The sequence below is a fragment of the Nocardia sp. JCM 38205 genome (genome assembly GCF_058222935.1).
On record NZ_JBYHFL010000014.1, the window covers coordinates 15440 to 28888 of the forward strand.

At 67.0% G+C, this 13449-nt stretch carries 17 protein-coding genes; 9 read left to right on the forward strand and 8 right to left on the reverse strand.

Annotated features, from left to right (window positions below):
- Positions 1–74: 74 nt before the first annotated feature.
- From AC4HOU_RS28965 to AC4HOU_RS28975, 3 genes are all read right to left on the reverse strand, one after another.
- A complete protein-coding gene (locus tag AC4HOU_RS28965; protein WP_194991247.1) occupies positions 75–488 on the reverse strand; it encodes an RNHCP domain-containing protein in 414 nt (137 codons plus the stop codon).
- A gap of 11 nt (positions 489–499) precedes the next feature.
- Positions 500–982, reverse strand: a complete 483-nt coding sequence (locus AC4HOU_RS28970; RefSeq protein WP_195021189.1) for an RNHCP domain-containing protein — start codon at positions 980–982, stop codon at positions 500–502.
- 170 nt (positions 983–1152) lie between these two features.
- Positions 1153–1749, reverse strand: coding sequence for a TetR/AcrR family transcriptional regulator (locus AC4HOU_RS28975; protein WP_163814767.1), 597 nt, complete (start codon positions 1747–1749; stop codon positions 1153–1155).
- 242 nt (positions 1750–1991) lie between these two features.
- On the opposite strand from AC4HOU_RS28975, the gene AC4HOU_RS28980 reads away from it, so the two are divergent.
- From AC4HOU_RS28980 to AC4HOU_RS29005, 6 genes are all read left to right on the forward strand, one after another.
- Complete coding sequence (locus AC4HOU_RS28980; protein WP_195021188.1) at positions 1992–2744, forward strand: SDR family NAD(P)-dependent oxidoreductase; 753 nt, start codon at positions 1992–1994, stop codon at positions 2742–2744.
- Positions 2745–2818: 74 nt separating this feature from the next.
- Positions 2819–3184, forward strand: a complete 366-nt coding sequence (locus tag AC4HOU_RS28985) for a hypothetical protein (protein WP_280213331.1) — start codon at positions 2819–2821, stop codon at positions 3182–3184.
- 1 nt (position 3185) lies between these two features.
- Positions 3186–4127 carry an NAD-dependent epimerase/dehydratase family protein gene (locus tag AC4HOU_RS28990; protein WP_195007247.1) on the forward strand — a complete coding sequence of 314 codons (942 nt, stop codon included), beginning with the start codon at positions 3186–3188 and terminating at the stop codon, positions 4125–4127.
- A gap of 193 nt (positions 4128–4320) precedes the next feature.
- Positions 4321–5064, forward strand: coding sequence for an alpha/beta hydrolase (locus tag AC4HOU_RS28995; protein ID WP_194991367.1), 744 nt, complete (start codon positions 4321–4323; stop codon positions 5062–5064).
- Between the two features lie 206 nt (positions 5065–5270).
- The gene (locus AC4HOU_RS29000; RefSeq protein WP_194991366.1) at positions 5271–5687 is read left to right on the forward strand and encodes a DUF6463 family protein; all 417 of its coding nucleotides are present in this window, start codon (positions 5271–5273) and stop codon (positions 5685–5687) included.
- Between the two features lie 22 nt (positions 5688–5709).
- On the forward strand, positions 5710–6213 hold the full coding sequence (locus AC4HOU_RS29005; RefSeq protein ID WP_195021187.1) for a GNAT family N-acetyltransferase: 504 nt from the start codon (positions 5710–5712) through the stop codon (positions 6211–6213).
- A gap of 273 nt (positions 6214–6486) precedes the next feature.
- Here the strand turns inward: AC4HOU_RS29005 and AC4HOU_RS29010 are convergent, their stop codons facing one another.
- Genes AC4HOU_RS29010 through AC4HOU_RS29020 form a run of 3 tightly spaced genes read right to left on the reverse strand, consistent with a single transcriptional unit; the run spans position 6487 to position 9626 of the window.
- Positions 6487–7374, reverse strand: coding sequence for an alpha/beta hydrolase (locus tag AC4HOU_RS29010; protein WP_194991364.1), 888 nt, complete (start codon positions 7372–7374; stop codon positions 6487–6489).
- Positions 7375–7388: 14 nt separating this feature from the next.
- Positions 7389–7985 (reverse strand): TetR/AcrR family transcriptional regulator, encoded by a 597-nt coding sequence (locus tag AC4HOU_RS29015; protein WP_195021186.1) that lies wholly within the window; start codon positions 7983–7985, stop codon positions 7389–7391.
- Positions 7986–8027: 42 nt separating this feature from the next.
- Positions 8028–9626, reverse strand: coding sequence for an FAD-dependent monooxygenase (locus tag AC4HOU_RS29020; RefSeq protein WP_195021185.1), 1599 nt, complete (start codon positions 9624–9626; stop codon positions 8028–8030).
- 75 nt (positions 9627–9701) lie between these two features.
- On the opposite strand from AC4HOU_RS29020, the gene AC4HOU_RS29025 reads away from it, so the two are divergent.
- Together AC4HOU_RS29025 and AC4HOU_RS29030 are read left to right on the forward strand one after the other, a co-directional pair.
- Positions 9702–10259: a TetR/AcrR family transcriptional regulator gene (locus AC4HOU_RS29025; RefSeq protein WP_163814759.1), complete on the forward strand. Its 558-nt coding sequence runs from the start codon at positions 9702–9704 to the stop codon at positions 10257–10259.
- A 328-nt stretch (positions 10260–10587) separates the two neighbouring features.
- The gene (locus AC4HOU_RS29030; RefSeq protein WP_280213336.1) at positions 10588–11067 is read left to right on the forward strand and encodes a hypothetical protein; all 480 of its coding nucleotides are present in this window, start codon (positions 10588–10590) and stop codon (positions 11065–11067) included.
- 29 nt (positions 11068–11096) lie between these two features.
- Here the strand turns inward: AC4HOU_RS29030 and AC4HOU_RS29035 are convergent, their stop codons facing one another.
- Together AC4HOU_RS29035 and AC4HOU_RS29040 are read right to left on the reverse strand one after the other, a co-directional pair.
- Positions 11097–12461: a cryptochrome/photolyase family protein gene (locus AC4HOU_RS29035; protein WP_490725597.1), complete on the reverse strand. Its 1365-nt coding sequence runs from the start codon at positions 12459–12461 to the stop codon at positions 11097–11099.
- Positions 12458–13090: a lipocalin family protein gene (locus AC4HOU_RS29040; protein WP_490725598.1), complete on the reverse strand. Its 633-nt coding sequence runs from the start codon at positions 13088–13090 to the stop codon at positions 12458–12460. Before AC4HOU_RS29040 ends, AC4HOU_RS29035 begins: the two co-directional genes overlap by 4 nt.
- A 216-nt stretch (positions 13091–13306) precedes the next feature.
- Here AC4HOU_RS29040 and AC4HOU_RS29045 point away from each other — a divergent pair.
- The coding region (locus AC4HOU_RS29045) for a MerR family transcriptional regulator (protein WP_490725599.1) at positions 13307–13449 on the forward strand (143 nt) is incomplete at its 3' end.

The window sequence follows — 13449 nt, forward strand, 5'->3', positions numbered from 1 at the left end:
TTGAATCCGCTCCTTGGCCCCAACCACTGAACGCGCGCTACTGCGGCCGTCCCGATGGGACGGCCGCGGCGGCGTTACAGTGCGAGCATGGCCCGCCTTCCGGCACGCGAATCAGCCAGCGGGCGCACCGCGATTCGCATCAACGCCAGGGCGTTGTCGTCGCCCGCAATGCGATTCGAGCGCACCGCACCACAGGCCAGGCAGTGGTGAATGAGCGCCCACTCGCCACTGTCGCGCACCGAGATGCTGATCGCCGTCATCCGGCCCCGGCACGGCTCGGCCCTGTCGCCGGGCCGCCTGCGGTCGACATGCCGGCTGGTCAGACATTGCGGGCAGTGATTGCGATGTGCGGTACCCGGTGCGGCGAAAGGAACATCGAACCGGCACTGCACACAGCGGAACGTACCGGCCGATGACCCGGTGTCGGTCGCGTGCAGCACATCCTTGGCGCGCTGCCGATGGCGTCGTGTGGTGTTTCTGCGCGGCATCGCCGATGTCCTCACAGCTCGCTGAAGATTTCGAGCGGAAACGGCGGCTCCGCGAGCGGACGCACGGCCAGGCGCATCAGGATCAGCTGATTGTCATCGGTGGTGATCTGATGGAGCGACAGCTCGCCGCACCGGGCGCAGCGGTGCACGATGGCCCAGTGCCCGGTCCGCAGCGCCGCGATGGACAGCGGCGCCATCCGGCCACCGCAATCGGAACGGCCGCTGTCCCGATGATCGACGGTATGCCTGGAATGCAGACAGCTCGGGCAGTGATTGCGCCTGCTGTCATCCGGCGCGAGTACGGCTACGACGAGCCCGCATCGGAGGCAGGTGAAGGTGCCGGTCCGTTGTGCCGGACTCGGGTTGTTGTGTGTGGTGGTGTCGGACACCCGGTAGCTCCTGACTGAGACGAAAGAGAAACAGCGAGAGCCGGCCGAGTGCGCCTCGATGGATGGCGGGCTACCGCGCAGGCCGGGCCTGGGCGGTAGTGGCATCGGTCATTCGGTGAGGCGCGCTCGGCGCCATCCAGGGGGTAGACATCCTCATCCTCCGAAGTCGGAACGTTGTGGTTCGACGGGTCGATGGAGCACTGTAGGCCGCGGGCGCGCGAGGGTGCCAGCGAATTTCTCAGCGGTCCTACGCCCGGAATTCGGTGCGAGGGCGGTCATCGGCGTGGTGGTTCGATGAGTAGCGGTTTTATCAGCGCTTCGAGTTGCTCGACCATGTCCTCGACGGTGATGAGCTCAGGAGCCATCGTGGCCTGGAGGTGTATGCCGATAGAGGCAGCGATCAAGATGGTGGCCAAGCCGTCGGGCCGCACGCCGTCGGGCAGGTGAACGTGCGCGTCGACCCATCGCTCGGCAATCTCACGCAGCTGTTCATGCAAACCCGCGTACTTGTCGTGGATGGGGGAGTCCGGGTTCGCGGCTTCGGCGAACAAGGCCACGAAGAGCAAAGACATCTTCGCGATCGCCGGCTGCTTGACGCCGGCCAGTAGATCGTCGGTCGGGTTCGGCGAGCCGTCGCCGGACGGTTCGCCTGGTCCGGCCAGCAGCGCGTTGCCCGCGTCGTCGAGCACCGCTGCGAGCAGTCCTTCCTTGTTGCCGAAATGCCACGGGATCGAGCCGCGGCTCACGCCGGAACGGGCCGCAACATCAGCGAAAGTGGTCTGCTGATAGCCCTTTTCGACAAAGAGGCCGGCGGCGGCCTCGATCAGCAGCCTGCGGCTCTCCCGTGTGGTCTCGGCACGTCGATCGGCCATGTCGTTCGTCCGTCCTTCCAGGGTTCCGGCGACGCAAGCCTAGCCTAGGCAGCCATTGACCGACTATTCAGCACAGGCTATGTTGGCTGACATAGAGCTCGGTCGTCGGTGCGCGAGACCACCGCCCGCCGGGCTCATCCATCCCCCACGGCGACGACGAACGCGCCTCTGACGAACCCCCAGCGGAGAGGGACAACGATGACAACTGACACGAGCCCGGGCGGGCCGAGGAGGTCCCCGCGATGAAGATCGACGGATCGGTCGTCCTGGTCGCGGGCGGCGCCTCGGGTTTGGGCCTGGCGGTGGTGGACCGAGCTGCCCGGGCGGGGGCGACGGTCGTCGTGCTCGACACCCACGCGGGCGCCGGCGGCGGCGAGAGCCGAATCCACCATGTCCCAGGCGATATCTGTGCCGACGGCGATGTCGCGTCGGCGCTGGACCGGGCGCGCGAACTCGGCCACCTGCGAGCGGTTGTGAACTGCGCGGGCGTCGATCGCGTCGGCTCGACGCTGAATGCGGACGGCCCCTTGCCCATCGAGCAGTTCGCCGAGGTGATACGGGTCAACCTGGTCGGCGCGTTCAATCTCCTGCGGCTGGCGGCTGCTCGCATGGCAGACCTCGAGCCGATCGAAGGCGAACGCGGAGTGATCATCAATACCGGTTCGATCGCCGGGACGGATGCTCCTGCCGGACTGGTCGCCTACGTCGCGGCCAAGGCAGGTCTGGCCGGAATGACCTTGACCGCCGCCAGGGATCTCGCCCCGGCACTCATTCGCGTGGTGACCATAGCGCCCGGCATTTTCGATACTCCGATGTTCGGCCGACTGCCCGATGACGCACAGCGGGCTTCGTTGTCGGCCACGCAGCATCCCGCCCGGCCCGGCGTGCCGAACGAATTCGCCGCACTGGTCGCCCACGTCATCGACAACGCCATGCTCAACGGCGAAACGATGCGGCTCGATGGTGCTGTGCGACTGGGGGTGCGGCGGTCATGAGCGCGGAACCAGCACAGCCGCGAGCCACGACTGTGTCCGTCCGCGGCCACCGGCTCGGTTCTTCCAGGCGCTTCGTGGTCATCGCGACGATCCTCTGTTCGGCGACGATGGTGGTGTTCGGCGGGTGGATGCGGGTGGACCCGGCGGGGTTCGCCGAATGGGCGAACTGGCCCAATCACGTGCACTTCCTGCACGACGCGGGCGTGTTCCAGCTGGGGATCGGGCTGATGATGCTGTGCGCGCTGCGATGGCCGGATGCCTTGGCTGTCGTGCTGTTCGGTTTCGCATTCGCCAATACCTTCCATGCGATCAACCACGCGATGGATGCCGACCTCGGCGGCAACAGTTCGGATTTCTGGACGCTGGGAGCCGTCTCCCTGATCGCGATCGCGGCGCTGGGCGTGCGCTTGCGAATCCTCGAACAGCGTAAGGAGAAGTGAGATGAGAGTTATCGTCGCCGGCGCGACCGGCACCTTGGGTATGACCTTGACCGAGCAGTTGATCGCCGCAGGGCATTCGGTGATCGGCCTATGTCGCCGGCCCGAGGGCGCGGACCGGCTGACGGCGATCGGCGCGGAACCGGTGGTGGCCGACGTGCTGGACGAGCACGGGCTGCTGACGGCGCTGACGGGCCATCGCGCCGACGCGGTGATCCACCAGGCCACCGCGCTCAGCCGGATGCCGATCACGCACAGCCGGCTCGACGAGACCAACGCATTGCGTGACATCGGCACCTCGCATCTGCTGCTCGCGGCCGCGGCGGTGGGGGCGCGGCGGTTCCTCACTCAATCTTTCTTTCTCGGCTACGGCTACCGCGATCACGGTAGCGAGCCGGTCACCGAGGAGCATTTGTTCGGCCGGCCGGACGGTTCGGCTTTCGATCGTCACCTGCGGTCGATGCGATCGAACGAGGATCAGGTCTTCGCCGCACGCGGAATCGACGGTATCGCGCTGCGCTACGGCCTGTTCTACGGACCGGAACCCACTACCCGGCGTTTCGCCGCGTCGACTCGCGCCCGCAGGCTCCCGGTACCCGCACGTGCAGGCATCACCTCGCCCATCCACATCTTCGATGCGGCCGCGGCGACCGTCGCCGCGCTCGAGCGGGGTCGCGGCGGCGAAGCGTACAACGTCGCCGACGACTGCCCCCTCGGATTCGATGACTACATTCGCGCGATCGCGCGGGCATCCGATGCTCCCGAACCGCGGCGTATTCCCGGCTGGCTGCTACGGCCCGCTCCCTATCTGTACGGACTCATGGTCGGCACCAGCATCCGATTGTCGAATGAGAAAGCGAAACGGGAGCTCGGCTGGACACCTCGATACGCCAGCTGCCACGAGGGGCTGGCCGCACTCGATGTGGATGACTACCAGATCCGATGAACGTTCGACCCGTCTGCCCGGGAAGGAACTCGCTGTGAGCTCGAATAGTAGGAAGCTGATGTCCACCCTTGTTGCTCCGGCCGGAGCGGCTTATGGTGTGGCACTGGGGTTTCGGATGTATCATCCGCCGCGCCGCCCGCACCACCGGCGACCGGAGGATGTCGAACTTGCGGCGACAGAGCGAATCGTCGACGTGTCCCCGACGGGGCGGATTCACGTGTGGCTGTGCGCGGGTGCGCGGGACCGCGTCGTCGTGCTCGGGCACGGCATAGGGCTGAGCAAATCGGCTTCCCTTGCCCATGCGAAGTTGCTCCACGAGGCGGGCTACACGGTGTGCCTGTTCGATCACCGCAACCATGGGGCGAGCAGCTATCACCGCGGTTTCCGCAGGCTCGGAGAGCATTTCACCACCGATATCGTCGAGGTCGTCGCGGCGCTGCGTGCGATGGCGGAGTTTCGTGACGCGAGGATCGCACTGTTCGGCTTCTCGTTCTCCACCTTCCCTTCGGTACACGCGTTGACCCGTCCGGACTTCGCCGTGGACGCGATCATCTGTGATAGCGGGCCGGTGGATGACGGACGCGCCCTGTTCGAACGCTTCCTGGCAGCGGGGCCGCTGCCTGTGCCGGGAGTATTCGCCCGTGGTCGGGCCGGCGCCGCCACCAGGTCGGCGATGACGGCGACAGCGCAGGCATTGCTCGGTGTCGAATGGCCGCCACGGGTGTCGCCCACGGCTGCGCAGGTACCCGCGCTCTTCATCTGCGGCGAAAACGATCAGATCACCACTCCGGAAGCCGTTCAGGCTCTGGCGGCCCGGTACACCGGTTTCCAGGTGGAGGTATTGCCCGGCGCCGGGCATCTGGAGGGATTGAAGCTCGCGCGACAGCGCTACACCGAACTCGTCCTGGATTTTCTCGGCCGCCACCTCGTCGCTTGATTCCGGGGACACGACGCCCGAAATTTCATCTCGTCCGGTGTGATTCCTTTCAGGAAGCTCGATGTATACGGCGCCGTATGTATAACCTAAGCTCAAATATACGGCACCGTATACATGAGTGAATCGGTGCGAACGCGGCGGTGTAAAGACGCGCCGTGTGTACCCGGCGGAGCCGGGGAGTTCCATATCCAGAACGAGGAGTTCACATGATCAAGTGGGCAGGTTGGCTCATAGTGCTGTTTCCCGGAATCGGCCACACAACGGGCGCTCTCATCGAGTCGGCCCCCACCCACGGGCAAGCATGGCTCGACGGGACGGGATGGACGGCGGAAGCCAATGCGATGGACTACGCCGAAGCCACGCTGTGGTACACGATATTCAGCTTCGGCGTCCCGTTCCTCATGATCGGCCTGCTGGTGCTGTGGCTGGACCGGCGCGGCATCACACCGCCGGCGTTCCTCGCCTGGCTGGTCGCCGGTTGGACCCTGATCACCGTCGCGGTCGGCGGCCCCTCGCCCTTGCTCGTCCTCCTGGTCGTCGCCGGTCTGCTCCTGGCCGGCTCCCGCCGTGCTCGTCATGACGGGCCCGGAAACGAGGCCGCACTATCCGTTCGCGCCGGCTGAACCAGAGACATTGGAGCGTCGCATGTCATCAATTTTCTCGCTATCCGGGGCAGTGCTGCACACCGACCGCCTCTGTCTACGGCAATGGCCCGCTGACGATCTCGCCGCCGTCGCCGATGGCGAACGGCGGGCGGACTGGGTGGACGACTTCCCGGCCGAGGGAGATCGCGTGATCGCCGGCGTGATCGCCCAGCAGGAGGCCGGAACGCGCGAGGGGCACCGGCAGATCGTCGAGCGGTCGTCCGGCTTGGTCGTCGGCAGTATCAGTCTGCTGTGGCCGCCGAACGACGGCGCCCTCGAATTCGGATACGGCATCGTCACGTCACGGCGCGGCCGAGGATATGCCGCCGAAGCCGCTCGGGCGATGGTCTCCTTCGCGCTGACCGCACCAGGGGTCCGCACGGTGTACGCCGATGTGGACGAGTCGAACCCGGCCTCCATCCGCGTCCTGGAAAAGGCCGGACTGCACCGTGTCGGCGGTGATGGGAGCACGGCCCGGTTCAGCACCGCGATGCCCGATCGGTAGCGGCCTGGAGCCGACTTCGCCGGCGGGTACGCCACCGGCGGAGATGGCGCGCGTGCTCACCGTGGAGCTGCGATCCAGCGCGCGGTGCAGGCGTATCTGTGCGATCAACACCGGGTTCTTCGACCAGAGTTGGACGCCCGGCGATCTCGAACCCGTCTGACCTCCGCCGGCTACGGCAGTGGCCCGACGGCGATCGCGGGATCGCCGGCGTCATCACCGAGCAGCAGGCGGGCGAGGCGGACGTCCACCCGCGGATCTCGAGTGGCTGGCGCTTTAGGCGGTGCGGAGTAGCACGTTGTCGAGGAACTCTAGTTGATCCGCGAGGACCTCGGTTCGGGCGTCCGGGCGATAGAAGTCGAAGTGCCCGAACGGATACCGTCGCAGCGATCCGCTCGGCGCCACCTCGGCCAGCCGACTGCTGTCGGATTCGGTTGTCTCGTTGTCGAATTCGCCGACGCAGACCAGCAGCGGCATGGTGAGCCGGTGCGCACAGGTTTCCGGCTTGTAGCGCATCATGTCGAACAGGGCTCGCGGGGCCACCCGGTTTTCCCATGTGGCGCTGTGCATGGCCGCAATGGTCTGGGACGCTTGTGGCCCCGTCATCACGGCGAGTTCGCCGGTCTCACCGACCGCGGGAACGTAATACGGTGCCCGGCCGGTCCAGCCACGCACACGATCGCGCATCATGGCGCTGAACAACGCGAAGGTCGCCTTTCGAGAGCGTCCCGCGGCCTTCTTGGGAAATCCGTTGAACGGTATCTGGGCGACCACGGCCGCGATTCGTGAGTCGTCGGCCGCTGCCGTGACGACATGGCCCCCGCCGAGCGAGGTTCCCCATAGTGCGACCCGATTCGGGTCGACCTCATCGAGCCCACGTGTCAGGGCTGTGGCCGCATGGATATCGGCCACCTGCCCGGCAATGTCGACCAATTGCCGTGGCTCGCCGTGGCTCGTTCCGAAGTTCCGGTAGTCGAAGGTGACCGCGATGTAGCCGGCTGCCGCGAAGGTGCGCGCGGCCGCCTCGATCGACGGTGTGTCCTGAGTGCCACCGAACCCGGGGCACAGCACGACGCCGGGAAGCCCCGTTGCCCGCTTCATGCGATACACGGTCGCCGCGCATTCGGTGCCCCCGGAACGGAATTCGACTCGTATCACGTCCATACATCGCTCCTTGTTCAAGCCAGTTCGGTAGCAAGGATTCGTCCGAGCAGATCGAGCACATGGCGCCGGTGCCGGGCCAGGTCGAGTTCAGGCCGGCCGGCGTAGAACTCGTGTAGTCCGGTGAGCGCGCCGAGTATCGCCACCGCGGTCGATTCGGCATCGGTGACATCGAATTCGCCCGCCGCCACACCGTCTTCCAGTAGGCGCGTCATCGCCGGCAACAGTGCGGCCACAACTTCGCCGGTCACCCTCTTGTGCACGTCGTCGAACGATCGGGTGTGCAGATCGGCGAGGAACCCTGCGGACGCGGGCGCCGCGGCCAGCTCGTAGTTGTAATCGAGATAGGCCACCAGGCGTCGCCCCGGCGCGACCGTGCGGTCGCCGATGATATTCAGATAGTCGCGTTCCATCCGCCGTGCCAGCGTGGTGACGCATTCCTCCAGCACGTCGCTCTTGGATCGAAAGTGGTGGTAGAAACACCCCTTCGCGACCCCGAGCCGCCCGACGATCGCTTCCACCGTGGTCTTCTCGAATCCGAATTCGGTGAACAGGGCGAGAGCCGCGTCGACGATCTCCGCCTTGCGCACCTCGGGCTTCTTGACCTCCCGCATGTGCACCTCCATAACCGACGGTACAGACCGACCGTCGGTCGGTCAATCGCCCGAGTGCAGCCGGTGGAGGTAATCGGAGATCGTCGCGCCGGTGTGCGTGCGCACCGCGATATATCCATCAGGGCGAATGAGGATCAGGGTGCCGGAGTCGGCGCGATATATCCGCTCGGCTTCGGCGCCGATCAGCAACTGCGGGGCTGCTGATGGAGGGCGGGTCGAGGGATCGAGGATCAGGCAGGTGCGGACGCGTGCGGCGTTCACGCCGTCGATGCCATCGAAGGCCTGGATCGAGTCGGCGCCGAAACCGAGGAGGGTCCAGTGGGTTCCGCGCAGAACGTCGAACAGCCGTGTCGGTGTGCCGCCGACGTCGACACCGCGAGCGTCCGGTGCCCTGTCGCCGGGGCCTGGGCCTCGATGAGGCCTTGTGGTGGTGACGGTGAGTGGGGACTCGGGGTAGGAAATGCCGAGCTGGCTGGTCCTGGCGAGGAGCCTACCCATCACAGCGGGCCTTTTGAGCACCGGGAAGAGCACATGGTCTCGGAGCGCTCGTCGCACCCCGCGCAGAGCGAACACCGACTCGAAACCGCGGGAGCTGTCGGCAAGAACCTTGGCGGCGACCGGGATTCGTTCCAGTTCGTAGCTGTCGAGCAGGGCGCTCGGCGCGCCGTCGAGAACGGCGGCGAGTTTCCAGCCGAGGTTGTAGGCATCCTGGATGCCGGTGTTCATGCCTTGCCCGCCCGCGGGGGAGTGCACATGGGCGGCGTCGCCGGCCAGGAACACTCGCCCGTGCCGGTAGCGGTCGACCATGCGGGCGTTGAACCGATAGCGGGACAACCACGTCGGGCGGCTCAGTGAAATATCCGCACGGCCGGTTCGCGCGGCGCACAACTCGCGGAAAACGTCCAGCGTGGGCTCAGGGATCGACCCGTCCGGCCCCGGCACGACGTTGGCCTGGAACTGCCATGCCCCCTCGGCCTGCGGCAAGGGGGAAACCGCCAGGTAGCTGCCGTCCATGCCGAACCAGGCGTAGGCGGCATCGTCGTCGAGCCCCTCGATCGAGACATCGCCGACGAGGAAGTACTGGTCGTCATGCGTGCGCCCGTGCATGCCGATCCCGAGTTGTCTGCGCACCGTGGAATGCCCGCCGTCGCAACCGACCAGAAAACGCGCGCGGATCACCTCGCCGGTATCGAGTTCGGCAGTGACTCCATCGTCGTCCTGCCGGAACGAGCTCAGCGCGCGTCCGAACGACACCTCGCCGCCCACTTCGTGCAGTCGCTGCGCCAGTAACCGTTCTACCCGCCATTCGGGGATCACCAGCAGATCCGGATACGGCACACCGGGCCGCGGTCCGGAACCGGCCGTCGCCAACTCCACTGTGAGCCTGTGGTCTTGGTGCACACGCAACGGCAGTCCGATCACCCCCGCGGAGCGGATCGCGTCCACCACGCCGAGATCGTCGAGTACTTCCAGGCTTCGTGGCTGGAGTCCCTTGCCTCGTGACCCGAGGGCCGGGGTGTCATTGCGGTCGATCAGCCGGTGGTGCACCCCGCGCCTGGCCAGCTCGATGGCCGAGCACAGGCCGGTCGGCCCGGCTCCCACTATCAGGACCTCGGTCTCCTGAACGTCATTGTCCGGCATGGATTCCCACCTCATTTTCGTATTCACAACATCGTTGTACTACAACGTAATACTACGATGTAGTAATCTCAAGGGATGCCGAAGAAAAGTGAGCGCCGTGCCCTGTTGGCCGACACAGCGTTGGCGTTGATCGACGAGCACGGCCTGGCGCAGGTCACCCATCGCGCCATCGATGCCGCCGCGGACGTACCCATCGGCACCACCTCGAACTATTTCCCGACCCGGGCGGCGCTGTACGAGGCCATCGCCCGTCGCATCCTCGATCTTCAACTCGAAGCCGAGCCGGACTCCCCGCAAGACGAGGCGAGGTCCGAGGACGTCGCGGACTACTTGGCCGCAGCCGGTGATGCGGGCACGGGTGCGGCCAGGAACCGTTATCTGGCCCGGTTCGAACTGTCGCTGGAAGCGAGCCGAAATGCCGAGTTGGCCGCGACGATGCGCGAACTCCGCGCGGTCACCGTCCGCAGACGTGCCACCCGGATCCGAGCCGCCTACCCGCGCGCGACCGACCAGCAGGTCGACGCGATCGCATCCCTGCTCACCGGCATTGCCTTCGATCGCCTGACTCTCGATGTGCCCGCGATGGATACCGCCGAGGCGGCGAGCGCCGTGCTGCGCGGCTTCTTCGAATAGCGGAGGCGGTGGGGTGCGCTCGGGGTTTGCGTTCGCTACCGGTCGGGTACAAACCATTGATGATGGCGAGGCAGAGTTGTGGTTCAGCTGCCGGTCTGCGGGATCGGTTCGTTCTCCGCGAGCGCCTGGTTGCAGTGGCGTCCCCGGTCGAGTGGGGTGGCCCGCGGTGATAACGAGTGCGATCGTGGTGTTGCTGGTGCCCAGTGTTCTGCTCATCGTAGTGGCGTTGACCATGCGTCATTTCGACACGAGATAGCCCGGGTCGGGTCGGTCGGCCAGGTATTGCGCTGCCCGAACGGGACGGCCGCGAGATCGAAAGGTGCGCAGAATGGATCCTGATTCCGACAACACACCGATCGCCGCCGCGGCAGTGAGCCTCGGCTTGCCGGCGCGGCCGGACGCGGCGGCGACCTTGCAGTCGATCGCTGAAACCGTGGCTCTGACAGAGTCTTTCGAGGCCGATGACGTCGATGCCATCGGCCTCGTGGTGAACGAGATGGCCACCGAATTGGTCGGCAGCACCGATGATGCCGCGGTGGTGCACTGCGAGATCACTTCCAGCGCAAGCGTTGTGCACGTGCAGCTGGGCGCTGCCACCCATTCGGTTCCGCCCGGCGATGCGCAGGATCTCGACTGGCAGATCGTCTACGCGCTCGCCCCTTCGGCGACCGTGCGTTCCCGGCCGGGCATCAGCGGTGAGGGTTTCTGGACGGAGATGCAGTTCCGCTGGGACCGCGGCCGCTGCGGCACCCGTTGCCTGCGCGACGTCACTACTCGCATCGGTGGGGTCGGTACATCGGCGGCGTGAGCACCGCGTCGATCGGCTGGACCGTCGCTTTACATGCCCGCGCACTCCGCGATCGGCGCGGGATAGCGGGCGAGGTCGACGCCGTGGCGCCAGGGGCGGTGGATCGCGGCGCCGGGCAGCTCGGCCAGCTCGGGTATCCAGCGCCGGACGTAATCGCCGTCGGGATCGAAGCGGGCGGCCTGCCGTAGCGGGTTGAGGGTCCGATTGGGGCGGGTGTCAGTGCCCGTGCCTGCGACCCACTGCCAGTTGAGCTGGTTGTTGGCCAGATCACCGTCGACGAGCCAGTGCAGGAAATGGCGCGCGCCGATCCGCCAGTCGATGCGCAGTGTCGTGCTGAGGAAGCTCGCCGTGATCAGCCGCGCCCGCCCCGGTATCCAGCCCTGCGTGAGTAGCTGACGCATCCCGGCGTCGACGATCGGGAAGCCGGTGCGGCCCTGCTGCCAGGCGCGCACGGCTTCGGGGTCGGCGCGCCAGGTGATGGCGCGGGCCCGGTAATCGGCCCAGGCGGCATCCGGTCGCGCCGCGAGTACCTGATGGTGGAAGTCCCGCCAGGCCAGTTGCCGGGCGAAGGCATAGCCACCGTCGGTGCGCAGATCGGTCGACGACAGGATCTGGGCCGGCGACAGGCATCCGAAATGCAGGTAGGGGGACAGGTGGGAGGTGGCGTCCGCGTCGAGCGCGTCGCTGAGCCGGTCGTAGTCGCGCACAGCGCCAGAGCTCCACTGCCGCAGTAGCTTTCGGCCGGTGGTCGCGCCACCGACGTTCAGCTGCGGGGAGCCGGGTTCTCGGCAGAGCTCTGCGACGGTCGGTAGCTGGTCGGTGGGCACATCGGGTGTCGTGAGCTGGGCGGGCAAGGAGATGGGGACGCGGCGGTGGTCGTCGATCCAATGCCGGAAATACGGGGTGAAGACCGCGAAATGATCACCGCCACCGGAGGGGCGCAAGGCGGCCGGATCCACCGCGGTCACCGATTCGCCATGGGTGTGCAGGGTGCGGGCGTCCTGATCGAGCCGGTCGCGCAGGCGCTGGGCGCGGCGCGCACTGTGGGCGCTGACGTCGGCGGCGACGTGCACATGCGCGGCCCCGATCTGCTCGGCCAGCCGCACGGTCTCGGTGACCGTATCACCGCGGCGAATCACCAGATGGCTACCGACACGGTGCAATTCCGCGTCGAGTTCGGTGAGGGCGGCGAGCAGGAAACGTAACCGGTTGGCCGCGCCGAAACGGGTGATGATGTCCTCGTCGAGAACGAACAGCGGCACCACCGCGGACCCGGTGCGCTGGGCGGCCGCGAGGACGGGATTGTCCTCCACCCGTAGATCACGAGTGAACAAGGCGATCGAGGGGCTCGCCCCGGTGCGAGACGTGCCCGTAGTCTCGGCCGGCTCGTTCATCGCAGGCACAGTGGGGTGACGTCGCTGATCCCGCCGGTGGTCGGCGAGGTCAGGTAGAGGCAGGGGCTCTGCCCGGCGGCGGTGATCGCGGCACGCACCTGATCCCAGGTCGCGGCGTCGAGGCCGGCCGCGCGGGCCAGCACGAAGCCGGACAGTCGCGTCGGATCGGTCACCAGCGCCCAGGAATAGTCCGGTGCGAGGGCGGTGACGATGTAGTTGGTGGCACCGCGCTGCTGATCCTGCCCGGGTACTCCGGGAAAGCTGACATGCAGTTGCGCATTGGTCTGCGGATCGTTGACCGTTGCCGTGCCGCGGATCTCGTTCAGCTCGCCGGTCCAGGTCACGCACGAGTTGTGCACGGAGATGTCACCGCGGGCGTCGAGCGCGTACTCGGCGGTGGTGTCGCGGGCGCAGGACAGGTTGAACGGCTGCGGTACCGCGGCCAGTTGACGCCAGGTGCCGAGGTAACGCTGCACGTCGAGAGCGGGTACCGGCACCGGCCCGGCGACCTGGCTCGGTAGCGGGCCGGCCGACGCCGGTTGCGCCGGTACGGCGAGGGCCATCGCGGCCGCGAATCCGGCCAGCAGGATCGCCATCGGCGTGCGCCCGGTCGTGGTGCACGACTTCATTCGCAACTCCTCGCGTTCTGTCCTGTTCCCATCAACGTTACATGAAAAGATGCATAAACGATGCATCACGGGGACATGGCCGCGCGGCGTCGTCAGCTTGCCGTGTTCGCGGGTCCCGGTGCGCGGCTCCGGGGCCACCGCGCGGTGCGCTCCGGGCCTCGCGCGTGCGGCTCTCGGGCGGCGAGCCGCACGCGTCGTCGGGGCAGAATGATCTGCATGCTCGCCGGCCCGACTCCCGCTCCCGACTCGCCCGGTTATCCGGTGCGGGTGGTCGCCGAACGCCTCGGCATCCCGACGGCGACACTGCGCAGCTGGAACCAGCGGTACGGCATCGGGCCCGCCCGCGAGCCAGGGCGTCA

Coding starts and splice junctions, on each gene's coding strand:
- AC4HOU_RS29005 (WP_195021187.1), top strand. CDS start 5,710: ATGTCATCAATTTTCTCGCTATCCGGGGCAGTGCTGCACACCGACCGC.
- AC4HOU_RS29000 (WP_194991366.1), top strand. CDS start 5,271: ATGATCAAGTGGGCAGGTTGGCTCATAGTGCTGTTTCCCGGAATCGGC.
- AC4HOU_RS29030 (WP_280213336.1), top strand. CDS start 10,588: ATGGATCCTGATTCCGACAACACACCGATCGCCGCCGCGGCAGTGAGC.
- AC4HOU_RS29035 (WP_490725597.1), bottom strand. CDS start 12,461: ATGAACGAGCCGGCCGAGACTACGGGCACGTCTCGCACCGGGGCGAGC.
- AC4HOU_RS28990 (WP_195007247.1), top strand. CDS start 3,186: ATGAGAGTTATCGTCGCCGGCGCGACCGGCACCTTGGGTATGACCTTG.
- AC4HOU_RS28965 (WP_194991247.1), bottom strand. CDS start 488: ATGCCGCGCAGAAACACCACACGACGCCATCGGCAGCGCGCCAAGGAT.
- AC4HOU_RS28970 (WP_195021189.1), bottom strand. CDS start 982: ATGCCACTACCGCCCAGGCCCGGCCTGCGCGGTAGCCCGCCATCCATC.
- AC4HOU_RS28975 (WP_163814767.1), bottom strand. CDS start 1,749: ATGGCCGATCGACGTGCCGAGACCACACGGGAGAGCCGCAGGCTGCTG.
- AC4HOU_RS29015 (WP_195021186.1), bottom strand. CDS start 7,985: ATGCGGGAGGTCAAGAAGCCCGAGGTGCGCAAGGCGGAGATCGTCGAC.
- AC4HOU_RS29020 (WP_195021185.1), bottom strand. CDS start 9,626: ATGCCGGACAATGACGTTCAGGAGACCGAGGTCCTGATAGTGGGAGCC.
- AC4HOU_RS29010 (WP_194991364.1), bottom strand. CDS start 7,374: ATGGACGTGATACGAGTCGAATTCCGTTCCGGGGGCACCGAATGCGCG.
- AC4HOU_RS29025 (WP_163814759.1), top strand. CDS start 9,702: ATGCCGAAGAAAAGTGAGCGCCGTGCCCTGTTGGCCGACACAGCGTTG.
- AC4HOU_RS28980 (WP_195021188.1), top strand. CDS start 1,992: ATGAAGATCGACGGATCGGTCGTCCTGGTCGCGGGCGGCGCCTCGGGT.
- AC4HOU_RS29040 (WP_490725598.1), bottom strand. CDS start 13,090: ATGAAGTCGTGCACCACGACCGGGCGCACGCCGATGGCGATCCTGCTG.